The following is a 21,456-nucleotide window of genomic DNA, read 5'->3' on the forward strand; positions in this document are numbered from 1 at the left end:
ACGACCATGGATGCGGGCGAGGACGCGCAGCGGCTGCTGGTGGTGGACGACGAGGCGACGGTGCGGGAACTGCTGGCCGCGACGCTGCGGTTCGCCGGTTTCCGGGTGACCTCGGCGGCCACCGCCGGCGAGGCCATCGCCTCGGCCACCGAGGACCCGCCCGACCTGGTGCTGCTCGACGTGATGCTGCCCGACACGGACGGCTTCGAGGTGGTCCGGCAGCTGCGCGAGCAGCGCATGCCGGTGCTGTTCCTGACCGCCCGGGACCGGCCGGCCGACAAGATCACCGGGTTGTCGCTGGGCGCCGACGACTACGTGACCAAGCCGTTCGACCTGGCCGAGCTGATCGCCCGGATCCGGGCGATCCTGCGCCGCACCGCCGGGCAGCACACCGGGGTGCTCACCGTCGGCACCCTCGCCCTCGACGTGGACGGGCACCAGGTCACCCGGCACGGCCGGCCGGTACGCGTCTCGGCCACCGAGTTCCGGCTGTTGCGCCACCTCATGGAGAACGCCGGCCGGGTGGTGACCAAGGCGCAGATCCTCGAGAAGGTGTGGCGCTACGACTTCGGCGGCGACGCCAGCATCGTCGACACGTACATCTCCTATCTGCGGCGCAAGGTCGACGTGGCGGAGCCGAAGCTGATCCACACCGTGCACGGCGTGGGTTACGTGCTGCGGGAGCCACGGACATGAGCCTTCGCGTACGCCTGTTGCTGATCACCGCGGCGCTGCTGCTGACCGGGCTCGCGCTGGTCGGCGCGGTGGTCTCCGATCGTCTGGAGCACTACCAGCTCGACCGGACGGACAGCCGGCTCAGCTCCCTCACCGAGCTGATCTCCCGCGCGCCGGGCGGCCGGCGCACCACCGGCCTCGGGTCGGTCCGGCCGGACCTACTCTTCCCCGCCCTCGACGTGATCGGCGCCCCCTACCTGGTCTATCTGGACGCGAACGGCACGGTCGCGGTGAGTGTGCTCTCCGCCGGCCACGACACCGCGAGCTCACCGTCCCCGGCCGAGCTGCGGACGGTGCCGACCGACGGGTCGGCGGTCTTCCTGCGCGCGGCGGACGGCTCGGGACGGTGGCGGGCGGCCGGTCGGCGCACGACCGACGGGGACCACACGGTGATCGCCGCGGCACCGATGGGCGCGGCCGACGCCACCGTCGCCCGGATGCGCCTGACCATCCTGGTCAGCGGGCTGGTGCTGCTGGTCGCGCTGACCGGGGCGGGGTGGTTCGCGCTCGGCCGGGGCCTGCGCCCGCTGCGCCGCATCGAGCACACCGCGGCCGCGATCGCGGCCGGCGACCTGACCAGCCGGGTGCCCGGCCTGGCCGCGCCGACCACCGAGATCGGGCACCTCGCCACGTCGCTCAACACGATGCTCGGCCAGCTCGAACGGGCCTTCGCCGACCGGGCCGCGGCGGAGGCCCGGATGCGTACGTTCGTCTCCGACGTCAGCCACGAGTTGCGTACCCCGCTCTTCGTCATCAAGGGCTCGACCGACCTGCACCGGATGGGCGCGCTGACCGGCACGGCCGACCTCGACCAGGCGATGCGCCGGATCGAGACCGAGGCGACCCGGCTCACCGCCCTCACCGAGGACCTGCTGCTGCTCGCCGAGTTGGACGACGCACCGGCGGGCCGGCTCGAGCGCACCCCGATGGACCTGCGCACCCTGGCCACCGACGCCCGGCACGACCTGCACGCCCTCGACCCGGCCCGGCCGGTCGAACTGACCGGGCCCGGTGGCGCCGGCCCGCCCGGCCCGGCCCCGGTCGACGCCGACGAGGCCCGCCTGCGGCAAGTTGTCACCAACCTGGTCGGCAACGCGGTCGCGCACACCCCGCCGGGCACCGCCGTACGCATCGGGGTCGGCACCGCCGACGGCCGCGCCGTGCTGGAGGTGGCCGACCGGGGGCCGGGGATGACGGCCGAGCAGGCGGCCCGGGTCTTCGACCGCTTCTACCGCGCCGACCGATCCCGCAGCCGCGCCGACGGCGCCAATTCCGGACTGGGCCTGTCGATCGTCCGCTCACTCGCCCGGGCCCACGGCGGCGACGTCGAACTGGCGACCACCCCCGGCGACGGCGCCTGCTTCCGGCTCGCGCTGCCGCTCGACCCGGCCGGAAGCCCGGCGTCCGCTTCGGAGGTCTGACGTCTACTTTGGAGGAATGACTCTCCTGCGAGTGGCCCGGATCTTCGACGGGGAACGGCTGCACCCCGAGGGCGGCGTGGTCCGTACCGAGGGTGGCAAGATCATCGAGATCCGCCCGCCCGACGGCGGCGAGGCGGTCGACGGCACCCTCCTGCCCGGCCTGATCGACTGCCATGTGCACCTGAGCAACCTCCAGCCGGCCACCGAGACCGCCGCCGACGACGACTCGCCGCGCCGGTCGAGCGAAGCGGTGATCGAGGACTCGCTGCGCCGGCACCGGGAGGCCGGCGTGACGACCGTGCGTGACCTGGGTGGTGCGCCCGCGCCCTACGGCTCCGGCCCGCCGCTCACCTCCCCCGGTGGCCACTGCTGGTTCCTGGGCGGCGAGGTCCGCGGCGTCGAGGAGATCCGCCGCGCGGTGCGCCGGCGGGTCACCGACGGCGCCCGGGTCATCAAGATCATGGCCGGCGGCGGCTTCTTCACCCCCGGCACCGACGTGTCCGCCACCCAGTTCACCGACGAGGAGATGCGGGCGGCCGCCGACGAGGCCCACACCCACGGCCTCCCGATCACCGCTCACGCCCACGCCCCCGCGGCCATCCGGCAGGCGATCACGGCCGGCCTGGACGGCGTCGAGCACGCCACCTTCGTCGACGACGAACTGGCCGACGCACTCGCCGCCGCCGGCCTGACCGTCTGCCCGACGCTGGGCACGGACCCGGCCATCCCGGTACCGCCCGAGATCGTCGCCCGCATCGCCCGCGCCGGCCTCACCCAGGCCACCCTTCAGGCCGGCGTCGCCCGCCTGCGGCGAGCCGGCGTCAAAATCATCGCCGGCTCGGACGCCGGTCTCGGCCCGGCGAAGCACCACGGCATCCTGCCGAGAACCTTGGCGGAGTACGTCCTGAGCGGCCTCCCGCCCACCGAAGCCCTGACCGCCGCCACCGCCCGAGCCGCCGAGGCACTGGGCCTGGCCCACCGCAAGGGCCGCATCCGCCCCGGCCACGACGCCGACCTGCTGCTGGTCGAAGGCGACCCCACCACCGACATCACCGCCCTGCGCCGCATCGTCCCGCTCGGTTCGGCCGACACCGGGCGATCGGAGACCTGAGGGCGGCACCCCGCCGTTCGGCCGAGGGTCAGCGGGCCAGGCAGACGACGGCGAGAACGGCGGCCAGAACCCCGTACAGATGCACGGTGTGTAGTTTTTCGCGCAGGACCGAGCGGTTCAGCAGAAGCGTCACCGCCGGGTAGAGGGACGCCACCACGGCGGCGGGGGTCAGGGCGGCGGCCGCGGATGCCAGGAAAGCGGCGTCGGCGGTCACGTCGGCCACGCCGACCAGGATCACCGGGGCGGAGAAGGCGAAGCGGAAGTCCAGGCGGCGGCGGAAGGCCACGGCCAGGACCAGGGCGATCACGCCTCCGGTGACCCGGGCCGAGGTCAGCGCCCAGAACTGGTCGGCCTCGCCGGACTCGTGCAGGAGCACGAAGAAGGCGCCGAAGCCCAGGGCCGCACCCAGCGCGCAGAGGTGGGCCGAGCGACTCAGGCGGGGGCGTTCGCGGTCCGGGACGGGCCAGCTCGCCATGGTGGCGCCGAGCAGCCCGGCGGCCACGCCCAGGGCGGTGAACAGGCTGAGGCTCTCGCCGTTGAGCAGGCCCCAGGCGACCGGCACCAGGGCGGCGACGGCGGCCACCGGGGCGACCACGGCCGGCGAGCCGTCCCGCATGGCGCGGTAGAGCAGGCCCATCGCGGGCAGGCCGACGACACCGGCGGCGACGCTCAGCCACAGCCGCTCGTCCCACACCGGTGGGGTGCCTCGGGCGGCGACCACCAGCAGGGCCAGGACCATGGCCGCGACCTCGGAGCCGAGCAGGATCGTCAGCACCGGCAGGCGGCGGCCGAGCACACCGGCCAGGAAGTCGGAGAAGCCCCAGGCGGCCGCCGCACCCAACGCGGCGAGCAGCACCCAGGCCATCCCGGTCAAGGGGCGCCACCACTGTGCAAACGCATGCGGGTGATCATGCCGACCGGGAAGGCCCAGGTCAGTCGCCCGTAGGCGGCCGTCCGACCGGGCTAATCCGTTTGCCGCGCGGCGTGTTCCAGGGAGTCGATCAGGCGATCGAGGACGCCCGGGAAGGCCGGCTCGGACATCGCCGGCAGGTCGGCGCGGACGGCGGCCAGGTGCGGGTACTCGTCGGCGGGCAAGGTCGCGTACGCCAGGGCCAGGGCTTGTTCTTCGGCACTTTCCTGTTCGGGGGTCATCTCGCTGGAGTCGATCGCGGCCAGAGCCCACACCGTCTCGATCAGGTCGCGGTAGTGACGGACCGCGGCCGGGCCGGCGAAACCGGCGCTCATCAGCAGGCCGATGCCGAGGTCGGCGGCGCGCAGCTCGTACGGTCCGGCGGTGAACCGGACCGCGGACAGCAGCGACAGCCGGGGGTGGCGCAGCGCCGAGCGGTAGATGCCCTCGGCGAGCTCGCGTAGTGAGTCCGACCACTTCGGGGCGGCCACGAAACTGTCCAGGGTCTCGGCCAGCAGGCGGTCCGAGACGGCGATCAGCAACGCGTCGACGTTGCGGAAGTAGCGGTAGATCGCGGACGGGTCGGCGCCCAGCTCGACACCGAGTCTTCGCACCGTGAGGGCGTTGCCGCCGGGTGCCTCGATCAGTCGCAGGGCGGCGTCGATGATCATGCTCGGCTCGAGGACCACGCCGGTCCGGGTGGGCTTACGGCGTACCCGGGTAGTCGTCGCTCTTGATCTTGGCATGTGCCTCGATTCTTATGTCAACGCATTGACTTAACGATACCAACGGGATCGACTAGGGGCCTGACCAGGGAGGATCAGCATGCGGGCGGACACCCCGGCCTACGACCTTGACATCCGGACCGACGAGAAGCGGATCCGCGCGGCCCTCGCCGACGCGGCCGGCACCCCGTTCTGGCTCGAGGATCCCGGTCGCCCCGCGCCGCAGCCCTGGTTCACCGGCAGCACCGAGACCGACCTGCTGGTGATCGGCGGCGGCTACTGCGGGCTCTGGACCGCGCTGCAGGCCAAGGAAACCCACCCGGAACGCGACGTCGTGCTGGTGGAGAGCGCCGAGATCGGCTGGGCGGCGAGCGGGCGCAACGGCGGTTTCGTCGAGGCGAGCCTCACCCACGGCCGGGAGAACGGGCGCCGCCACTTCGCCGGCGAACTCGGGGTGCTCGACACGCTCGCCGAGGAGAATTTCCGCGACTTCCACGACACCCTCGTGCGGCACGGCATCGACGCCGAATATCAGCCCGGCGGCGGCCTGTCGGTGGCCACCGAGCCGCACCAGGTCGAGGCGCTGCGCGAGGCCGACGGCGTCTTCTACGATCGCGCCGAGCTGCGCGAACTCGTCCGTTCCCCGCTCTACCGGGCCGGCGTGCTCAAGAAGGACGGCATCGCGCTGGTGCACCCGGCCAAGCTGGCGTGGGGCTTGCGCGCGGCGTGCCTCGAACTCGGCGTACGGATTTTCGAGCACACGCCGGTCAACGCGATCACGGACAGCGGCTCACACGTCCGGGCCCGCACCGACAACGGCATCATCCGGGCCCGCCGGGTCGCGCTCGCCACCAACGGCTTCCCCTCGCTGCTCAAGCGGAACCGACATTTCACCCTACCGGTGTACGACTACGTGCTGATGACCGAGCCGCTGACCCGTGCCCAGCGGGACGAGATCGGCTGGGACCGCCCGTTCGGCATCTCGGACACGTCGCGACAGTTCCACTACTACCGCATGACGGCGGACCACCGGATCCTGTGGGGCGGCTACGACGCCGTCTATCACCGGGGCCGCGACATCCGCCCCGACTACGACCAGCGGCCGGAGACGTTCGCCCGGCTCGCCGACCACTTCCTGCGCACCTTCCCCCAACTGGGCGACATCCGGTTCACCCACAAGTGGGGCGGCATGATCGACATGTCGACGCAGCTGGCCGCCTTCCAGGGGATGGCGATGGGCGGCAAGGTCGCGTACGCCAGTGGTTTCACCGGCCTGGGCGTCGCCGCGACCCGGTTCGCCGGCTCGGTGATGCTCGACCTGCTGGCCGGCGCCGCCACGCCCCGCGCCCGGCTGCGGATGGCCACCCGGCGCCCGCTGCCGATCCCGCCGGAGCCGATCCTCTACCCGGCGGTGCAGGTGATCCGGCGCGCGATCGCCCGCTCCGACCGCAAGGGCGGCCGCGCCGGCCTGCTCCTGCGCACCGCCGACAAGCTCGGCTTCTCCTTCGACTCCTAGCGCCGCCTTCCACCCAGCCGCTTTTGCCGCCTCGCCGACCTTGTCGCCCCAGCCGCTTTTGCCGCCCGCCGCCGACCGGCCGCCGGGTCAGCGCCGGAACCGGCCGGCGAATCGGGCGGTGAACAGGTCAGCGCCCTTGCGCTCGTGCACCACCTCGGGCGCGAGCGGGGCGCCACCGAGCTGGCCGACCCCACCGCGCGTGCCGAGCGGCAGCAGAATCCGCCGCTCGGGCGCCGCGGTGTGCACGGCCTGCGGCCGGTCGCCGGCGAGCTGCGCCCGCACATTGGCCACCACCACCTCGGCCTGCGCCATCGCGTAGGACGCCATCCGCGGATCGGGGAAGTCGATGATGTCGCCGATCGCGTAGACGTGGTCGTAGCCCCGGACGTTGAGGCGCTCGGTGACCGGGACCAGGGCCGAGCCGGTGAGCGGGGTCAGCCGCCCGTCGGCCAGGTAATCGGTGTTGACCCGGACCCCGAAGGCGCGGAACCAGAGGTCGGCGGTGATCTCGTCGTCCCGGTCGGTGGTGACGGTGAACGGGCCGGGCCCGGTCGGAGGCAACGTGCCCAGACCGCGTCCCAGCAGCAGGTCGACGCCGAGCTCGGTCAACCGGCGGCGCAGTTCGTCGCCCACCTCCGGCAGGAAGCCGGGCAGCAGCCGATCGGACCGGTCGACGATGACCACGCGCTTGTCCGGCCAGACGTCCTTGATCTCCCCCGCGAGCTCCAGCCCGACCGGGCCGGCCCCGAGGATCAGCACCCGGTCGCTGCCGGCCAGTTCCCGGTGGCTGGTGCGGAGATCGTCGAGTTGCTGGGCCACGCTCGTCGACGCGTCCAGCGGCTTGGCCGGAAAGGGATAGCCGGAACCGGTGGCCAGCACCAGGTAGTCGGCCTCGATCCGGCCGCCCGAGGCGAGCGTCACGCCTGCCGGATCGACCGAGACGGCCCGATCGCGAAGCACCCGCCCCCGGTGGAGCAGCGACGCGAACGGGAAGAACGCGTGGTGCGCCCACTCCGGCCGGGTGAGCGCCCGCAGCGAGGCGGCCGCGTTGACGAACGCTTCCCGGGGGTCGACGAGCACGACGTCCGTCTCGGCGTCCAACGCCTCGGCCACGAGCGTCCCGCCGTAGCCGCCGCCCACGATCACCACCGTCATGGCTTTTCCTGTCCCTTGGAGTTGACGCGTCAACTCTAGGAGCGGAAGAGTTGACGCGTCAACTCCTATAGGATGCCGCCATGTCCGAGCCGCGCACCCTCCAAGCCGAGCAGTGGGAGCTCTGGAACGACTGGATGCAGGCGCACCGCCTGCTCGTCCGGGAACTCGACCGGGACCTGCAGCGCGCCCACGGCATCTCGAAAGCGGAGTTCAGCGTGCTGGTGACGCTGCACCGGACGCCCGGCGGCCGGCTGCGGGTCGGGGAACTCGCCGAATCCCTCGACTGGGAGAAGAGCCGGGTCGCGCACCTGCTCACCCGCATGGAGAGCCGCGAGCTGGTGGCACGGACCGACAGCGGATCCAGCGGCCGCCGGATCGGGATCGAACTGACCGCCAAGGGCCGCGCCACCGTGGCGAGCGCCCTCCTCGACCACGCCGACAACATCCGCCGGCACTTCTTCGACCAGCTCACCCCCGAACAGACCGAGGCCGTCGCGGCGTGGAGCCGGCAGACGGTGCGCACCTTGGCCCGGTAGCCGCGCCGGGGCGCGGGTGCCGGGCTCGGCAGCCGGCTCTAAAGTAGTCCGGGTGAAGGTCGTCGCCTGGATCACCGAAGGCACCTGGCACTCCGTGGTGGACGCGGCCCGCGCCCTGCCCGACGCCGAGATCACCCTGCTGCACGTGATCGACGGCAACGCCGTCAACGCCGTCGCCGGATCACACGCCGGCCTGCTCGGCCGCGGCCGGCAGAAGACCAACGCCGCCGAACAGGCCCTCACCGACGGCCAGACCGACCTGCTCGACGCGGCCCAGCAACGACTCGGGCGCGCCTCCCAGCGCGTCGCCCGCCAGGGCCGCATCGAACGGGAGGTCATCGCCGCCTGCGAGGACGCCGGCATGCTGATCCTCGCCCGCGACGGCGACCACACCCGGCTCGGCCCGCACAGCCTCGGCCACCACGCCCGCTTCGTCATCGACCACGCGCCCTGCCGGGTGCTGCTGATCTGGCCGGACGAGCCACCGGACCTGTCGACGGTTCCCCCGCCACCCCTATGATCCCTAGCGATGCTGCAGAAGTACGACGAACGAAACGCCACCCTCCGCTACTGGGTCAACGGCGAGCTGCTCCACCGTGACCAGCCCGGCCTCTCCCCGTTCGACTCCGTCGTGCAGGGCGGCGACGCCGTCTGGGAGGGGCTGCGGCTCTACCGGGGCGCCGTCTTCGGCCTGCACGAACATCTGGCCCGGCTACGCCGGTCGGCGACGGCACTCAACTTCGCCCACATCCCCGCCGACGACGAGATCATCGAGGCGGTCACGGCCACCCTGCGGGCCAATCGGATGTACGACGGTGTGCACGTACGCCTGACCCTGACCCGAGGCGTGAAACTGACCAGTGGCATGGACCCGCGCCTGAACACCGCCGGATCCACCCTGATCGTCCTGGCCGAACACAAGCCCCCGGTCTACGACACCACGGGCCTGCGCCTCGCCACCGCCGGCATCCGCCGCCCCGCCCCGGACGTGCTCGACCCCAAGATCCACCATGCCAACCTGCTCAACTCCATCCTCGCCAAGATCGAGGCGAACGCCGCCGGCGCCGACGACGCCCTCATGCTCGACCAGCGCGGTTTCGTCGCCGAGACCAACGCCACCCACCTGTTCGCCGTACTCCACGGCACGCTGGCCACCCCGACAACGGCCGCCTGCCCCGAAGGCATCACCCGCGAGACAGTCCTCTCCCTGGCCGCCACCGCCGACATCCCCGCCGTGGTCCGCGACATCTCCTTGACCGAGATGTACAACGCCGACGAGGTCTTCTGCACCGGCACCATGGGCGAACTGGCCGCCGTCACGACCATCGACGGCCGCACGATCGGCGGCGGCTCCGTGGGCCCGTTGACAGCCCGCCTGGCCAAGCTCTATCAGAGCCACGCCGCAGCCAACGGCGTCCCCCTCAACCTGGACCGCCCCACCCCTTGACCCCTTCCACCGCCACTCCCGCTCCCGCCGCCGCTCCGCTTCCGCTTGCCAAGATCCGCGCATCTTCCCTGGAAAAGGGGGGTCAGGGTGTGGTGGGGCGCAGGCGGTGGGCGGCCAGTTCGTCGTAGTAGGGCTGGGCGGCCTCGACCAACGGGCGCAACCGCTCGGGCACGAGCGCGGGTGCGGGGTGGTACGGGGCGAAGCCGGTGGAGGCCTCGACGGCGGAGTACCAGTGTGGCGCCCACACGCCGTCGGTGTCGCGGCGGCCCGGGGCCCAGGTCAGCATCGCGGGGGTGAAGGCGATGCCGAGGGCGTCGCAGAGGAGGGTCAAGGTGGTCCGGGGGGCGCGGAGCACGTCGGCGGCGTCGATGACCGGGCCGCCGTGGGTGCGGAAGATCTCGGACTGCTGGGGGTAGCCGAGGTCTTCGAGGGTGGGTTCGCCGCGCACCCGGGCGTACGAGGCGACCACGTGGGCCGGGTCGCGGATCAGGAACGCGTGGGTCAGCCGGCTCAGCCAGTCGCGGCCGATCGTCGGCAGCAGGTGGTGGGTCATGTGTTTCTGGTAGTGGACTGCCGGGTGGCCGGGCAGCGGGCCGGTGAGCGCGGCGGCCACGTCCGGCCACCGCTGGGGCTGGCTCGCCAGGATCTGCGCCCGGCCGGGATGGTCGATGCCGGTGGTGGCCAGGTAGTGCGCGTAGAGCGGCTCGTCGACCACCAGTGTGTCGGGGCGGGCACCGAAGCTGCGCATCATCGCGGTGGAGATGTTGCGCGGGCCCGACCACATCGCGATCCGTGTCGTCATTCCACCATGATCCGGCAGGGTGGAACGCCCGCGGCCGGACGGGGGCCGCGGGCGTTCGGTCGCGGGGCAGGTCAGACCTGGAAGCCGCGGTGGCGGCGGAACATCTTGCGCATCATGAAGACGGTCTGGGCGATCGTGGCGATGTAGAGAATGGGCCAGCCGAGGGACAGGATGGCCGACTGCACCCCGATGCTCTGCTGGGTCCAGGCGAAGATGCCGGCCCCGATGATCGCGACGAGCACGACCAGCGGCATGACGTAGGCCGAGCCCTTGCCCTTCTCCGCGTTGGCCTGGGCGGCCCAGTTGTCCTTGTCGGACTGGGCGAGGAACTGGGTCCAGGCGGAGACGAAGTGCCCCATCCGGATCCACATGTACAGCTCCGCCGGGAGGGCCAGGGCCGCGTACAGGAGGTCGGACGCGCTCTTGTCTTTCATCGCCAGAGCCAGGCGCAGGTTGAGCAGCATCGCGATGACCGGCGGGATCAGCCAGATCGGGTTGAAGATGAACGCGTGGATCGACAGCGCCGCGACCAGCAGCAGGATGAAGCCGAGGCGCGAGGCGATGTTGAAGCACATCGCGATGTTCTCGTACCACCGCAGCCGCAGGTTGGGGTGCATCGGCTGGCCCTTGTTGTCGCCGCGCTGGCCGGGCCAGAACAGGTCGATCGCGCCGAAGTTCCATTTGACCTGCTGGCCGTGCAGGGCGCGCAGGTTGGTCATCGGGCCGACGTAGGCGCGGGCGCTGGCGCTGATCTTGGTGCTGTAGCCGGCGTCCTTGATCTGCAGGGACAGCTTGCTGTCCTCGACCTCGCTGTCGCGCACCCACGGGGCCTGCTGGTGGTGCCGGATCATGACGGACTCGAGGGCGCGCATGTTGAACAAACTGCACTGCCCGCCGAGTACGGCCATGTTGCGCCCGCGCAGCAGGTTGTCCATGTTGAACGCGGCGAACTGGGCCCGCTGGCCGGCGATCAGGAAGCGCGCCATGGCGCCCTTGAAGCGGTTCTTGTCGATGCTGTAGATGGCGCTGAGTCCGCCGATGCGCGGGTCGTCGGTCATCTCGAGTTCGAGGCGTTCGACCGTGTCGCGGGCGAGCGTGGTGTCACCGTCGACGCCGAGGACGTAGTCGTAACCGCGGGACAGGAAGTAGCCGTAGTTGAGGGCGCCGACCTTCTTGTCGGGGTTCACTCCCATGTCATGCACATGGACGACGGTGTGAAAGTCTTCGCCCTTGACGGTACGGGTGTGCCGGCCCTCGAAGGAACGCGCGATCTCGGGGGTGTCGTCGTCGGTGTTGTTGATGATGACGTGGATGACGTCGGGCAGTCGCGTCTGGGCGAGCAGGCTCTTGATGACGTCGGCGATCGTGTCCTGCTCGTTGTAGCAGGGGATGATGCAGCTGATCGTGGCGTGCCGGGGGGTGTGGCTCGCGATCGCGAGCTCACCGGCCACCGCCTCGATGGATTCCAGCGGGGCCAGTTGCGGGGTGGCCGGCGGCAGGGCCAGCGGCCCGGCCTTGGAGCTGCGCGGCAGCAGGATCTGCCGGTCGGTCGCGCGGCGGAGACCCGGGCTGAGGTCGGTCATCACTTGGCACCATTCGTGAGCAACGGCAGGGTCAGGGAGTCGAGAGCCGTGGAGCGGTAGTAGCTGTTCGAATTCGGCGCGGTCTCCACCAGGAGGTCGAACCGGATCGTGAGGGCCAGCTGCGTTGCTCCCGCCGTCGCTGCCGGGAGGGTCACCACCGTGTTGTACGGGTAGGGCGGGGTGACGTCGAACTTGCCGCTGTCGGTGCTGACCACTGACCGTTTCGCACCGTCGTCCTGGATCACCTGGAAGGTGGTCACGGTGACCCGGTGGGTGCTGTCGGCGTCCTCGATGTGGGCGGCGACGTTTATGGTCTTCACCGTTTCGGCGGTGTACAGCTTCGCGTTGTCGCCGGTCCAGTAGGTGACCTGGACCGTGAAGTTGCCTTGCTTGAGCCGGTGGACGACCGTGCCGGTGTCCAGCGGGCCGCTGGCGCGGGCCGGCAGCTTGGCCACGACCGAGTCGCCGGTCGCGTCGCGTGATGCGGTTGCAGAGGCTGAGGGCGAGGGGCTGCTACCGATCAACGGTTTGCTGCTGCTCGTGAGCTCTTTGAGGCTGCCGCAGCCGGAGAGGGTGCCGCACAGCATGGCGGCTGCCATGCCTACTGCCACAGTTCTGCGCATTGACGTCCCAGTTTCTCGGAGGGATTTAAGAGCCTAGCCACGCAAAGTTGCTGGCTTTCCCGACAAGAAACGATATTTCGTATTTGGGTAGTAAAAGGGGATGTCAAACCCTGAACCCGGCGAACTGGCATCACCGGGCAGGAAGCGAGTCGACGGCAGCCTCCATGGTCACGGCCGCCCCGGCGCATCCCCCGGCCGGGCGGAGCACAGCGGCACCTCGGCCCACCAACTCCGGCCTTTCGCCACCCAACCGTCAAACAATTGATACGTGCGCAATCGACTATGTCGTTCTTCGGAATTGTCACCCTCGGCGGCCGCCCGCCGAGTTCGCCGTCCTCGCCTCCGGGCACGCCGCGGCGGCCCGGACGGCCGGCTTCGCGGAGGCCGCCTCGTCCGGCGGTGCGGGCGCTACGCGGCGGTCGCGGCCGTCGACTCATCGTCATCTCGCCATTAGACGATACGAAATGAAAACCATTACCGTTTTCTCATCCCGAGAAACGGAGTGGTTCTGTGAAGCAATATCTGGTCGCCGCGGCGGCCCTCGCTCTGCTGGCCGGGTGCGGTTCCGGCGGCACCGACGCGGCCGCCGGCTCGCCGGGCGGCACCTCGATCTCGGTCGTCGCGACCACCCCCGAGGTGGCCGACTTCGTCCGGCACATCGCCGGCGGCGACGTGCGCGTCACCCAGGTCATCAAGCCCAATGTGGACCCGCACGAGTACGAGCCCACCCCGGCCGACATCCAGGCCATCGGCCAGGCCCAGCTGGTCGTCAAGAACGGTGTCGGTCTGGAGGCGTGGCTCGACCAGACGATCCGGTCGGCCGGTTTCAAGGGCTCCGTCGTGGACTCCAGCCAGGGCGTCGAACTGCGCAAGGGCGACCCGGGCGACGAGGAGATGAAGGACGGCGACCCGCACATCTGGCACAACCCGCTGAACGCCAAGATCATGGTCACGAACATCGAGAAAGGGCTCGCCGCCGCCGACCCGGCGCACGCGTCGGCCTACGCGGCCAACCTCACGAGCTATTCGGCGAAGCTCGACCAGCTCGACGCCGACAACGAGGCCGCCTACGCGAAGATCCCGGCCGAGCAGCGCAAGCTCGTCACCAACCACGACGCGTTCGGCTACTACGTCGACCGCTACAAGCTCACCTTCGTCGGCTCGGTCATCCCGAGCATGGACACCTCCGCCGAGCTCTCCGGGCAGCAGCTCACCGAACTGGTCGCGAAGATCAAGGCGACCGGCACGAAGGCGATCTTCACCGAGAGCTCGCTGCCGCCGAAGACCGCCGAGGCGATCGCCAAGCAGGCCGGCGTCAAGGTGATCGGCGGCGAGGACGCGCTCTTCGGCGACAGCCTCGGCCCGGACGGGTCCTACCTCGAGGCGGAGCAGCACAACACGCAGGTGATCACCTCGGCGCTGGCCGGCTGAGATGAGCGCGGCCCTCAGCTACTCCGCGGTCAGCGCCGGCTATCACGGCACGCCCGTGCTCACCCACGTCGACCTCACCCTGGCCGGTGGGCAGCGCCTCGCCCTGGTCGGCCCGAACGGGGCCGGCAAGTCCACGCTGATCAAGTCGATCCTCGGCCTGATCCCGGTCCTCGGCGGGGCGGCGACCGTCCTCGGGCGACCGCCCGCCCAGGCCCGCCCGCTGATCGGCTACGTGCCGCAGACCGACTCGCTCGACGCCGACTTCCCGGTCACCGCCGCGCAGGTGGTGATGATGGGCCGCTACCGGCGGATCGGCTGGTGGCGGCCCACCCGCGCGGCCGACCGGCGCGCCGTCCGGGCGGCACTGGAGCAGGTCGGACTGGCCGACCGGGCGGGCAAGCACTTCGGCACGCTCTCCGGCGGGCAGCGCCAGCGGGTGCTGCTCGCCCGCGCCCTCGCCGCCGAACCACGCCTGCTCCTGCTGGACGAACCCTTCAACGGCGTCGACGCGGTCAGCCAGGAAGCCATCCTCGGCGTCCTGCGGACGCTGTCGGCCGACGGCACCGCGGTCGTGCTCAGCACCCACGACCTGGCCGTCGCCGCCGAGCTCGCCGACATCGTCTGCCTGCTCAACGGGCGGCAATGGGCGGCCGGGTCACCCGAGGCGGTGCTCACCGCGGAAAACCTGCGTGCGGCGTACGGCGGACACGCGATCGAGGTCGGCCACGACCGTACGGTTCTGGTGGAGCCGTGATCGAACCGTTCGCCGTACCGTTCATGGCCCGGGCCCTCGCCGAGCTGGCCCTGCTCGCCCTGATCTGCGGCCCGGTGAGCGTGTTCGTCTTCGCCCGCCGCCTGTCGTTCGTCTCCGACGCCCTGACCCACACGGTCTTCCCCGGCGTGGTGATCGGCTTCCTGGCCGGCGGCGTCGAGGGCATCTTCGCCGGCGCGCTGGTCGCCGCGGTCGTGACGGCTGTCGCGCTCACCCTGCTGACCCGGGCCGGCGCCCTCTCCGACGACGCGTCCACGGCCGTCGTGCTGACCGCGATGTTCTCGATCGGTGTCGCGCTGGTGTCCCGGCGGTCCTCGTACACCTCGGATCTGACGACCTTCCTCTTCGGCCGCATCCTGACCGTGACCCCGAGCCAGCTGGCCGAGACGGCGGCCCTGGCCGCCGTGATCCTCACGCTGCTGCTGATCGGCGCGCGCGCCATCATCTTCCGGACCTTCGACCCGACCGGCGCGGCCGCCGCCGGTTATCGCGTCTTCTGGCTCGACCTGTGGCTCAACCTGATCGTCGCGCTCGTCGTCGTCGCCGCGGTCCGCGCGGTCGGCACCATCCTGGTGGTGGCGCTGCTCATCGTCCCGGCCGCGGCCGCCCGCATGATCACGTCCCGGCTGGTCGCGATGGCAGCGATCGGCACCGGCCTGATCCTGCTCGCCTCCTACGCCGGCCTGCTGGCGAGCTGGACCGCCTCGGTCACCTACGGTTTCGCGCTGACCTCGGCCTCCGCCGTGGTCCTGGCACTGGTCCTGATCTACCTGCTGCTCCTGCCGCTGGGCGCGCTGCGCTCGGCGCCCTCCCCCACCGGCGGGAGGTCACCTCATGAACTGGTGGGATGACGCGCTGCACCGGGCCACCGTCGAGGTTCTGCTCGCGGGTGCGCTGGCCGGGCTCGTCGGCGTACAGGTGGTACTGCGCCGGCTGTCGTTCTTCACGATGGCGCTCACCCACGCGACCTTTCCCGGCGTGGTCGCCGCCTCGATCATCGGGGTGAACATCATGATCGGTGGCATCGCGGCGGGCGGGATCATCGCGCTCGGCGTGGCCGCGCTGAGCCGCCGCCGGGGTCAGAACGCCGCCGCCGCGACCGGGGTGCTGCTGTCGGCCGGTTTCGCGCTCGGCACCGGCCTGGTCGCGACGCAGAGCGGGTTCAGCCGGGACCTGTCGTCGTTCCTGGTCGGCTCGATCCTCACGGTCGGCCCGGCCGACCTGGTCGGCACCCTCGCGGTGCTGATCGTGGTGGCGACCGTGCTGCTCGTCTGCCGCCGGCCGCTGACGTTCACCGGCTTCGACCGGACGGGCGCCCGGTCGGCGGGTTTCGCCACCGGCGTGTGGGACGTGGTCCTGCTGCTGACCATCGAGATCGTGGTGGTCACGATCGTCCCCGCGGTCGGCACGATCCTGGCCCTGGCCCTGATCGTGGCCCCCGCCGCCGCGGCCCGCGCCTGGTCGACCCGCCTCGGCGTGCTCACCGCCCTGGCCGTGGTGTTCGGCGCGGCGAGCGGCCTCGGCGGCCTCTACCTCTCGCTGCGCTGGAACATCGCGGCCGGCGCCAGCATCACCCTGACCGCGACGGCCCTGCTGGCCGCCTCCCTGATCCTGTCCCGGCTGATCGGCGGCATCCGGCGCCCCCCGGCGTTCTACGCCCTGACCGGTGAGGCGACCAAGGACCTCGGCCCGGAGGTGCTGCGCTACACCCGGAGCGGCTGATCAGCGGCCGGCGAGCCGGCGGCGGGACCCGAGCCTGACGCCGACCGGTCGGCGTCAGGCTCGGGCTCGGTTAGCATCGGGCCCGGCGACCGGGCGGTGCTAGGAGACGAGGGCGACATGATCAGCGGACGGCAGCTGGTGAGCCTCGGGGTCGCGCTGGTGGCCGCCGCGGCGATGGTGGGCGGCCAGCCGGGCGGCAAGCAGAAGCCGGCGCCGCCGGTCAACGCCCGGGTCGCCTGGCCGCAGGCGCAACGGGCCAACCTGCCGGCCACGCTCGCGGACGGGGCCGCCTACGAACCGGCCGTCTTCCTCGACGCCGACCGGTCGGTCGGGACGGCGCCGACGCCCGACCGCCGTGCGCTGCGGTTGGTGCTGCGGGACGGCAACGGCTCCGTGCGTACCCTCCGGACCTTGCCGTTGAATGTCAATCCGTCGATCGAGAGCCCGACGCTGTCCGGGACGGACCTGGTGTGGGCGGAGAGCTCGCGGAACCGGGAACAGCTCTGGACGATCGACCTCGCCTCGAACCGGCCGGCGCGGCTGCTGACCGCCGACGTGGGGGACGCGCGGTTCTACGAGTCGCAGTACGACCTGGTGTTCGCGCAGGGCCGGGTGCATTGGGTGGCGGCGGGCGCGGACGACACCACCGAGATCCGGTCGGTCGCGCTGGGCGGCGGGGCGGTGAGCGTACGGTCGGAGTCCGGCGCCTGGTCGTTGTCCGCCTGGCCCTGGCTGATCAACGGCGTGACCGCGGCCGGCGGAACGACCGTGCTGCGTGACATGACGACCGGCCAGGACCGCCGAGTGGTGTCGCCCGGCCGTGGCGTGACCGCGTGCGGCCCGCTGTGGTGCCGGGTGGTCGCGTTCGACAAGAAGGGCTATCCGCAGATCGACGTGATGCGCCCGGACGGCTCGGACCGCCGCCGGATAGCGGGCGGCACGGCGGCCACGGCGATCGCTGACAACGCTGTGCTGGATCGCTTCGAGATCTACTCGATGCAGACCGACAACTCCGATCTGACCGGCTATTACCAGGTCCTGGCGTACGACATCAACCGCCGCAGCACCGTCGAGATCAGCCCCGAGGCGACCGACGTCAGCTATCGCGCGGGTGTGCTGTGGTGGTCGACCGGAAGTCAGGACCAGTTCGTCCGCCACTCCCTCGACCTGCGGACCGTCTGAGGGCCGACGACCCGTCTTGATCGGTGGCAAACTCCACGGCATGGACGCCAAGGATCACCTCCGCCACTACCTCGACGAGGCCCGGAAGGTTCTGTTGTGGAAACTGGACGGCCTTTCCGAGTACGACGTCCGCCGTCCGCTGACCCCGACCGGCACCAACCTGCTGGGCCTGGTGAAGCACTCGGCCGGGGTGGACGCGGGTTACTTCGGCGAGGTGTTCGGCCGCCCGTTCCCCGAACCGATGCCCTGGATGTCGGAGACCGCCGAGACGAACGCCGACATGTGGGCGACGACCGACGAGTCCCGGGCGGACCTGATCGCCCTGTACCACCGGGTCTGGGAGCATTCGAACGCCACGATCGCGGCCCTTGCGCTGGACGCGATCGGTCAGGTTCCGTGGTGGGGCGCCGACAGCGAGGTGACCCTGCACCAGATCCTGATCCACGTGACGGCGGAGACGAATCGGCACGCCGGCCACGCCGACATAGTCCGCGAATTGATCGACGGCGTGGCCGGCACCCGCGCGAACGGCGTCAATCTGCCCGCGGCTGACCGGGAGTGGTGGAGCGCCTACCACGCCCGCCTGGAGGAGGCGGCACAAGCCGCGCGCTGAGCATCATGGCGGCCGGCAACGGCCCCCGGACGTACGCCGAGGGCCGTTGCCGCGGGACCGCTAGGAGACGATGCAGTTCCTGCCGTTCGCGCCGCTTCCGGTCTTGACCGGCTCGGCGCCGGTGTTGTTGCCGGTGTAGAGCCAGCAGGTGGGGATGCTGCCGATGTTGTTGCCCTTGAGGGTGGCGACGTCGCCGAAGTTGGTGTTGACGCCGGCGATCACCTTGCCACTGGTGGCGGTGACGTTCTGGATGGTCACCTTGCGGGCGGCCTGGGTGGAGCAGTTGCCGCAGGAGCGGTAGAGCTTGCCGAAGTTGGAGACCTTGAAGTTCTTGATGGTCACCGAGCCGCCGGCACCGCGGTTGTCCTGGAACACCTTGTCCGACGCGCTGGCGGCGCTGCCGCCGTCGATCACGACGGTGGCGTTGTTGCCGCGGAAGGTGGCGGCGTCCTCGCCGACGTCCTGCCAGGTGACGTTGCGGATGGTGCAGCTGCCGGCGCAGTGCACGCCGTCGGCCGCCGGGGAGCCCAGCACGACGTTCTGGATGGTCGCGCCGGACGCCAGGTTGAACAGCGGGTCCTGGCCCTCGGCCTGGCCGCCGGAGCCGAGGTCACCGGAGCCGATGTAGCGCTTGCCGCCGCCGTCGAAGGTGCCGGTCACCTGGATCGTCTTGGTGACCTTCACGTCGGTGGCGGCGGACGCCAGGCTCACCAGCGAGACCGAACCGGCCAGGGCGGCGGCCAGCACGGCGGCGCCGATGAGCAAGCGTGGTCGTTTCATTTTCGGACCTTTCGTCGAGTACCCGGTCAAGGCGTGACGCACGGGAGGAACATATGCCTCGGTAACCGGCTCGAGAACGGTTCGATATCGATGGATGTCTTAAGAGAAATTTAATCGATGCTTTTTTCAAGGCTAGGAATACTGCAAATAGCCATTGACATGGGCAAATGCCGGTTTTATGCAAACCTTTGCAAACAAGATCGGCGGCGCCCGCGCCGGCGGCTGTCCGGCGCGGGCGCCCGCCTCCCGACGGCCGAGCGGAGCTAGCCCTTGAGCCGGGCCATGGTCCCCTTCGCCGTACTGATCAGAGCGTCGTCGACAGCGGGTCCGCTCTTGGACAGGACCGCGATGGTCAGGTACAGGTTGCCGTCGTAGACGGCCAGGTGGGGACCGGTCAGCGGGTCGTCGTAGGAGTAGGCCCCCTGACCCAGGCCGGGCACGTCGGTCTGCTTGTCGCCGCCGGAGTCGCCGGCCTTCTTGAGACCGTCGAACTGCGACTGCATCGAGCTGGTGTCGGACACGTTGGCCTCGACCAGGACGCCGACCCGGGCGCCGGTCTTGCCGTACTCCCGTTCACACCGCGTGATGCTCAGCCCCGAGCCGGTGCGGCCCGGCCCCTTCTCGGCGTCGATCAGCGGCCCGAACTTGGCGGTCAGGGCCTGATCGTCAATGATCTTGCAGAGGTCGTCGGGCGCCCGGTATCTCCCACCGGCCACGCCCGCCTGCGAGGCCGCGACCGCGGGGGCCGAGGCGGGTGAGGCAGTTGGCTTGTCCGACCCTCCGCAACCGGACACCGCCAGCCCGAACAGTGCGACTACGACCAGTTTTGACGTCTTCAGAACTTCTCACTCCTTCACAAATCGAGCATTACCCATTCCTGAAGGAGGTTAGCCGGGTGGCGCCGACCGCGCTGACCCGTGACCGGCGGGCAGCCACCCCGGCCCGGTCCGCACCCACTGAGCCGTCCCCACAGCAGTACGGTGGAAGGCATGAGTGAAACCGAGACCGCCATCCTGGCGGGTGGGTGCTTCTGGGGTGTCCAGCAGCTCGTCCGCCGCCAGCCCGGCGTCCTCGACACGCGCGTCGGTTACTCCGGCGGCGACGTGCCGAACGCCACCTACTACAACCACGGCACCCACGCCGAGGCGATCGAGATCATCTTCGACCCGGCGGTCACGTCGTACCGGAAGATCCTGGAGTTCTTCTTCCAGATCCACGACCCGACCACGCTGAACCGGCAGGGCAACGACATCGGCCTGAGCTACCGCTCGGCGATCTTCTACACCAGCGACGAGCAGAAGCGGGTGGCCGAGGACACCATCGCCGACGTCGAGGCGTCCGGCCTGTGGCCCGGCAAGGTCGTCACGACGGTCGAGCCGGCCGGTCCGTTCTGGGAGGCCGAACCCGAGCACCAGGACTACCTCGAACGCCTCCCGAACGGCTACACCTGCCACTTCCCCCGGCCGGACTGGGTCCTGCCCAAGCGGAGCGCGTGAAGACCGAGCGTGCGGTGGCCGGCCCCTGGTCGCTGGCCACCTCCCGGGCGTTCTGGGCAGGCTTCGCCCCGGCCGCGCTGCGTGACCAGCCGGCCGGCGGCGAACTGCGCACCGTCTTCCTGGCCGAACCGGACTGGACCCGGGTCACCGCGACGGTCCGCCAGGACGGCCCGACCGCGCACCTGACCGTCGACGGTCCCGGCGACCTCGAGGCGGCCGCCGACCAGGTCGCCCGCTTCCTGTCCCTGGACGTCGACGGCCGCGGCTGGCCCGCGGTGGGCGAACGCGACCCGGTGATCGGCGAGGCCCAGCGGCAACTGCCGGGCTTCCGGCCGTGCGGCTTCCACTCACCGTACGAGGCGGCGGTGTGGGCCGTGCTGACCCAGCGCGTCCGCATGTCCCAGGCGCGCAAGACCCGAGCCGACCTGATCGCCCGGCACGGCCACGACGGCGCGTTCCCCGACCCGGCCCGGCTCCGCTCCCTCGACCTCGACCTGTTCGGCCGCCAGACCGAATATCTGCACGCGGTGGCCGAGGCCGCCCTCGACGGCCTGCTGGACGGCGCCCGGCTGCGCAAACTGAGCGCCGAGGCCGCCGTCGCCGAGGTCAAACAGGTCAAAGGGCTGGGCCTGTTCGCCTCCGAACTGGTCGCCCTCCGCGGCGCCAACCACCCGGACGGCCTGCCCCGCCACGAGCCCCGTCTCGCCGCCGCCATCCTGGAGAGCTACGGCAGCGACGCGAGCCTCGAAGAACTCTCCGCGGCTTGGCGCCCTTACCGGACGTGGGCCTCGGTGTACTTGCGGGCGCTGGCCTGACCCGGTCGCTCCGGCCCGGCGCGCGCCGGCCGCGTTCCCAGGCGCCCACGGCAAGCGCCACCGAACACCCGCTCGGCCGCC

The 21,456-nt window shown here is 71.1% G+C and carries 23 protein-coding genes; 15 read left to right on the forward strand and 8 right to left on the reverse strand.

The window, feature by feature from the left end:
* Positions 1 to 6: 6 nt before the first annotated feature.
* From Afe05nite_RS10940 to Afe05nite_RS10950, 3 genes are read left to right on the forward strand one after another with little or no spacing between them, the layout of a single operon-like run.
* A complete protein-coding gene (locus Afe05nite_RS10940) occupies positions 7 to 696 on the forward strand; it encodes a response regulator transcription factor (protein WP_203816904.1) in 690 nt (229 codons plus the stop codon).
* Positions 693 to 2,156, forward strand: coding sequence for a HAMP domain-containing sensor histidine kinase (locus Afe05nite_RS10945; RefSeq protein ID WP_203816905.1), 1,464 nt, complete (start codon positions 693 to 695; stop codon positions 2,154 to 2,156). The genes Afe05nite_RS10940 and Afe05nite_RS10945 overlap by 4 nt, the downstream gene beginning before the upstream one ends.
* A gap of 16 nt (positions 2,157 to 2,172) precedes the next feature.
* A complete protein-coding gene (locus Afe05nite_RS10950) occupies positions 2,173 to 3,267 on the forward strand; it encodes an amidohydrolase family protein (protein ID WP_203816906.1) in 1,095 nt (364 codons plus the stop codon).
* Positions 3,268 to 3,295: 28 nt separating this feature from the next.
* Here the strand turns inward: Afe05nite_RS10950 and Afe05nite_RS10955 are convergent, their stop codons facing one another.
* Positions 3,296 to 4,132 (reverse strand): EamA family transporter, encoded by an 837-nt coding sequence (locus Afe05nite_RS10955; protein ID WP_203817218.1) that lies wholly within the window; start codon positions 4,130 to 4,132, stop codon positions 3,296 to 3,298.
* A 98-nt stretch (positions 4,133 to 4,230) separates the two neighbouring features.
* Positions 4,231 to 4,923 (reverse strand): TetR family transcriptional regulator, encoded by a 693-nt coding sequence (locus tag Afe05nite_RS10960; protein ID WP_203816907.1) that lies wholly within the window; start codon positions 4,921 to 4,923, stop codon positions 4,231 to 4,233.
* Positions 4,924 to 5,002: 79 nt separating this feature from the next.
* On the opposite strand from Afe05nite_RS10960, the gene Afe05nite_RS10965 reads away from it, so the two are divergent.
* Complete coding sequence (locus tag Afe05nite_RS10965) at positions 5,003 to 6,418, forward strand: NAD(P)/FAD-dependent oxidoreductase (RefSeq protein ID WP_203816908.1); 1,416 nt, start codon at positions 5,003 to 5,005, stop codon at positions 6,416 to 6,418.
* An 87-nt stretch (positions 6,419 to 6,505) separates the two neighbouring features.
* Here Afe05nite_RS10965 and Afe05nite_RS10970 read toward each other — a convergent pair whose 3' ends face one another.
* Positions 6,506 to 7,573, reverse strand: a complete 1,068-nt coding sequence (locus Afe05nite_RS10970) for an FAD-dependent oxidoreductase (protein WP_203816909.1) — start codon at positions 7,571 to 7,573, stop codon at positions 6,506 to 6,508.
* An 80-nt stretch (positions 7,574 to 7,653) separates the two neighbouring features.
* Between Afe05nite_RS10970 and Afe05nite_RS10975 the strand changes: the two genes are divergently transcribed.
* Genes Afe05nite_RS10975 through Afe05nite_RS10985 form a run of 3 tightly spaced genes read left to right on the forward strand, consistent with a single transcriptional unit; the run spans position 7,654 to position 9,556 of the window.
* Positions 7,654 to 8,109: a MarR family winged helix-turn-helix transcriptional regulator gene (locus Afe05nite_RS10975; protein WP_203816910.1), complete on the forward strand. Its 456-nt coding sequence runs from the start codon at positions 7,654 to 7,656 to the stop codon at positions 8,107 to 8,109.
* A gap of 52 nt (positions 8,110 to 8,161) precedes the next feature.
* Positions 8,162 to 8,629: a universal stress protein gene (locus Afe05nite_RS10980; RefSeq protein ID WP_203816911.1), complete on the forward strand. Its 468-nt coding sequence runs from the start codon at positions 8,162 to 8,164 to the stop codon at positions 8,627 to 8,629.
* Positions 8,630 to 8,638: 9 nt separating this feature from the next.
* On the forward strand, positions 8,639 to 9,556 hold the full coding sequence (locus Afe05nite_RS10985; RefSeq protein ID WP_203816912.1) for an aminotransferase class IV: 918 nt from the start codon (positions 8,639 to 8,641) through the stop codon (positions 9,554 to 9,556).
* An 82-nt stretch (positions 9,557 to 9,638) separates the two neighbouring features.
* Here Afe05nite_RS10985 and Afe05nite_RS10990 read toward each other — a convergent pair whose 3' ends face one another.
* From Afe05nite_RS10990 to Afe05nite_RS11000, 3 genes are all read right to left on the reverse strand, one after another.
* Complete coding sequence (locus Afe05nite_RS10990; RefSeq protein WP_203816913.1) at positions 9,639 to 10,358, reverse strand: sulfotransferase-like domain-containing protein; 720 nt, start codon at positions 10,356 to 10,358, stop codon at positions 9,639 to 9,641.
* Positions 10,359 to 10,429: 71 nt separating this feature from the next.
* Entirely contained in the window at positions 10,430 to 11,941 is a 1,512-nt protein-coding gene (locus Afe05nite_RS10995) for a glycosyltransferase family 2 protein (RefSeq protein ID WP_203816914.1), read from the reverse strand.
* Positions 11,941 to 12,540, reverse strand: a complete 600-nt coding sequence (locus Afe05nite_RS11000) for a hypothetical protein (protein ID WP_203816915.1) — start codon at positions 12,538 to 12,540, stop codon at positions 11,941 to 11,943. Before Afe05nite_RS11000 ends, Afe05nite_RS10995 begins: the two co-directional genes overlap by 1 nt.
* A gap of 534 nt (positions 12,541 to 13,074) precedes the next feature.
* Here Afe05nite_RS11000 and Afe05nite_RS11005 point away from each other — a divergent pair.
* The 6 genes from Afe05nite_RS11005 to Afe05nite_RS11030 all read left to right on the forward strand — a co-directional run bounded on the left by Afe05nite_RS11005 (position 13,075) and on the right by Afe05nite_RS11030 (position 18,284).
* Positions 13,075 to 13,995, forward strand: coding sequence for a metal ABC transporter substrate-binding protein (locus Afe05nite_RS11005; RefSeq protein WP_203816916.1), 921 nt, complete (start codon positions 13,075 to 13,077; stop codon positions 13,993 to 13,995).
* 1 nt (position 13,996) lies between these two features.
* Positions 13,997 to 14,749 carry a metal ABC transporter ATP-binding protein gene (locus Afe05nite_RS11010; RefSeq protein ID WP_203816917.1) on the forward strand — a complete coding sequence of 251 codons (753 nt, stop codon included), beginning with the start codon at positions 13,997 to 13,999 and terminating at the stop codon, positions 14,747 to 14,749.
* Positions 14,746 to 15,618: a metal ABC transporter permease gene (locus tag Afe05nite_RS11015; protein WP_203816918.1), complete on the forward strand. Its 873-nt coding sequence runs from the start codon at positions 14,746 to 14,748 to the stop codon at positions 15,616 to 15,618. Before Afe05nite_RS11010 ends, Afe05nite_RS11015 begins: the two co-directional genes overlap by 4 nt.
* A complete protein-coding gene (locus Afe05nite_RS11020) occupies positions 15,602 to 16,489 on the forward strand; it encodes a metal ABC transporter permease (protein ID WP_203816919.1) in 888 nt (295 codons plus the stop codon). The genes Afe05nite_RS11015 and Afe05nite_RS11020 overlap by 17 nt, the downstream gene beginning before the upstream one ends.
* A 117-nt stretch (positions 16,490 to 16,606) precedes the next feature.
* Complete coding sequence (locus Afe05nite_RS11025; RefSeq protein WP_203816920.1) at positions 16,607 to 17,671, forward strand: hypothetical protein; 1,065 nt, start codon at positions 16,607 to 16,609, stop codon at positions 17,669 to 17,671.
* A gap of 40 nt (positions 17,672 to 17,711) precedes the next feature.
* Entirely contained in the window at positions 17,712 to 18,284 is a 573-nt protein-coding gene (locus Afe05nite_RS11030; RefSeq protein ID WP_203816921.1) for a DinB family protein, read from the forward strand.
* A 60-nt stretch (positions 18,285 to 18,344) separates the two neighbouring features.
* Here Afe05nite_RS11030 and Afe05nite_RS11035 read toward each other — a convergent pair whose 3' ends face one another.
* Both Afe05nite_RS11035 and Afe05nite_RS11040 read right to left on the reverse strand, forming a co-directional pair.
* Complete coding sequence (locus Afe05nite_RS11035) at positions 18,345 to 19,064, reverse strand: pectate lyase (RefSeq protein WP_203816922.1); 720 nt, start codon at positions 19,062 to 19,064, stop codon at positions 18,345 to 18,347.
* A 263-nt stretch (positions 19,065 to 19,327) separates the two neighbouring features.
* On the reverse strand, positions 19,328 to 19,780 hold the full coding sequence (locus Afe05nite_RS11040; protein ID WP_203816923.1) for a hypothetical protein: 453 nt from the start codon (positions 19,778 to 19,780) through the stop codon (positions 19,328 to 19,330).
* Between the two features lie 273 nt (positions 19,781 to 20,053).
* Between Afe05nite_RS11040 and msrA the strand changes: the two genes are divergently transcribed.
* Both msrA and Afe05nite_RS11050 read left to right on the forward strand, forming a co-directional pair.
* Positions 20,054 to 20,560 carry a peptide-methionine (S)-S-oxide reductase MsrA gene (gene msrA, locus Afe05nite_RS11045; RefSeq protein WP_203816924.1) on the forward strand — a complete coding sequence of 169 codons (507 nt, stop codon included), beginning with the start codon at positions 20,054 to 20,056 and terminating at the stop codon, positions 20,558 to 20,560.
* A complete protein-coding gene (locus tag Afe05nite_RS11050; protein ID WP_203816925.1) occupies positions 20,557 to 21,375 on the forward strand; it encodes a DNA-3-methyladenine glycosylase family protein in 819 nt (272 codons plus the stop codon). Before msrA ends, Afe05nite_RS11050 begins: the two co-directional genes overlap by 4 nt.
* The last annotated feature ends 81 nt before the right edge of the window (positions 21,376 to 21,456 follow it).

The sequence above is a fragment of the Paractinoplanes ferrugineus genome, assembly GCF_016862195.1.
Lineage (GTDB): Bacteria > Actinomycetota > Actinomycetes > Mycobacteriales > Micromonosporaceae > Actinoplanes > Actinoplanes ferrugineus.

What these genes read in the sequence shown, in the direction of transcription:
- Afe05nite_RS10945 (WP_203816905.1), top strand. Translation starts at nt 693, where the DNA reads ATGAGCCTTCGCGTACGCCTGTTGCTGATCACCGCGGCGCTGCTGCTG.
- Afe05nite_RS11030 (WP_203816921.1), top strand. Translation starts at nt 17,712, where the DNA reads ATGGACGCCAAGGATCACCTCCGCCACTACCTCGACGAGGCCCGGAAG.
- Afe05nite_RS11035 (WP_203816922.1), bottom strand. Translation starts at nt 19,064, where the DNA reads ATGAAACGACCACGCTTGCTCATCGGCGCCGCCGTGCTGGCCGCCGCC.
- Afe05nite_RS10985 (WP_203816912.1), top strand. Translation starts at nt 8,639, where the DNA reads ATGCTGCAGAAGTACGACGAACGAAACGCCACCCTCCGCTACTGGGTC.
- Afe05nite_RS11020 (WP_203816919.1), top strand. Translation starts at nt 15,602, where the DNA reads ATGAACTGGTGGGATGACGCGCTGCACCGGGCCACCGTCGAGGTTCTG.
- Afe05nite_RS11000 (WP_203816915.1), bottom strand. Translation starts at nt 12,540, where the DNA reads ATGGCAGCCGCCATGCTGTGCGGCACCCTCTCCGGCTGCGGCAGCCTC.
- Afe05nite_RS10990 (WP_203816913.1), bottom strand. Translation starts at nt 10,358, where the DNA reads ATGACGACACGGATCGCGATGTGGTCGGGCCCGCGCAACATCTCCACC.
- Afe05nite_RS10995 (WP_203816914.1), bottom strand. Translation starts at nt 11,941, where the DNA reads ATGACCGACCTCAGCCCGGGTCTCCGCCGCGCGACCGACCGGCAGATC.
- Afe05nite_RS10965 (WP_203816908.1), top strand. Translation starts at nt 5,003, where the DNA reads ATGCGGGCGGACACCCCGGCCTACGACCTTGACATCCGGACCGACGAG.
- Afe05nite_RS11025 (WP_203816920.1), top strand. Translation starts at nt 16,607, where the DNA reads ATGATCAGCGGACGGCAGCTGGTGAGCCTCGGGGTCGCGCTGGTGGCC.
- Afe05nite_RS10960 (WP_203816907.1), bottom strand. Translation starts at nt 4,923, where the DNA reads ATGCCAAGATCAAGAGCGACGACTACCCGGGTACGCCGTAAGCCCACC.
- Afe05nite_RS10975 (WP_203816910.1), top strand. Translation starts at nt 7,654, where the DNA reads ATGTCCGAGCCGCGCACCCTCCAAGCCGAGCAGTGGGAGCTCTGGAAC.
- Afe05nite_RS10950 (WP_203816906.1), top strand. Translation starts at nt 2,173, where the DNA reads ATGACTCTCCTGCGAGTGGCCCGGATCTTCGACGGGGAACGGCTGCAC.
- Afe05nite_RS10955 (WP_203817218.1), bottom strand. Translation starts at nt 4,132, where the DNA reads ATGGCCTGGGTGCTGCTCGCCGCGTTGGGTGCGGCGGCCGCCTGGGGC.
- Afe05nite_RS11010 (WP_203816917.1), top strand. Translation starts at nt 13,997, where the DNA reads ATGAGCGCGGCCCTCAGCTACTCCGCGGTCAGCGCCGGCTATCACGGC.
- Afe05nite_RS10970 (WP_203816909.1), bottom strand. Translation starts at nt 7,573, where the DNA reads ATGACGGTGGTGATCGTGGGCGGCGGCTACGGCGGGACGCTCGTGGCC.
- msrA (WP_203816924.1), top strand. Translation starts at nt 20,054, where the DNA reads ATGAGTGAAACCGAGACCGCCATCCTGGCGGGTGGGTGCTTCTGGGGT.
- Afe05nite_RS10940 (WP_203816904.1), top strand. Translation starts at nt 7, where the DNA reads ATGGATGCGGGCGAGGACGCGCAGCGGCTGCTGGTGGTGGACGACGAG.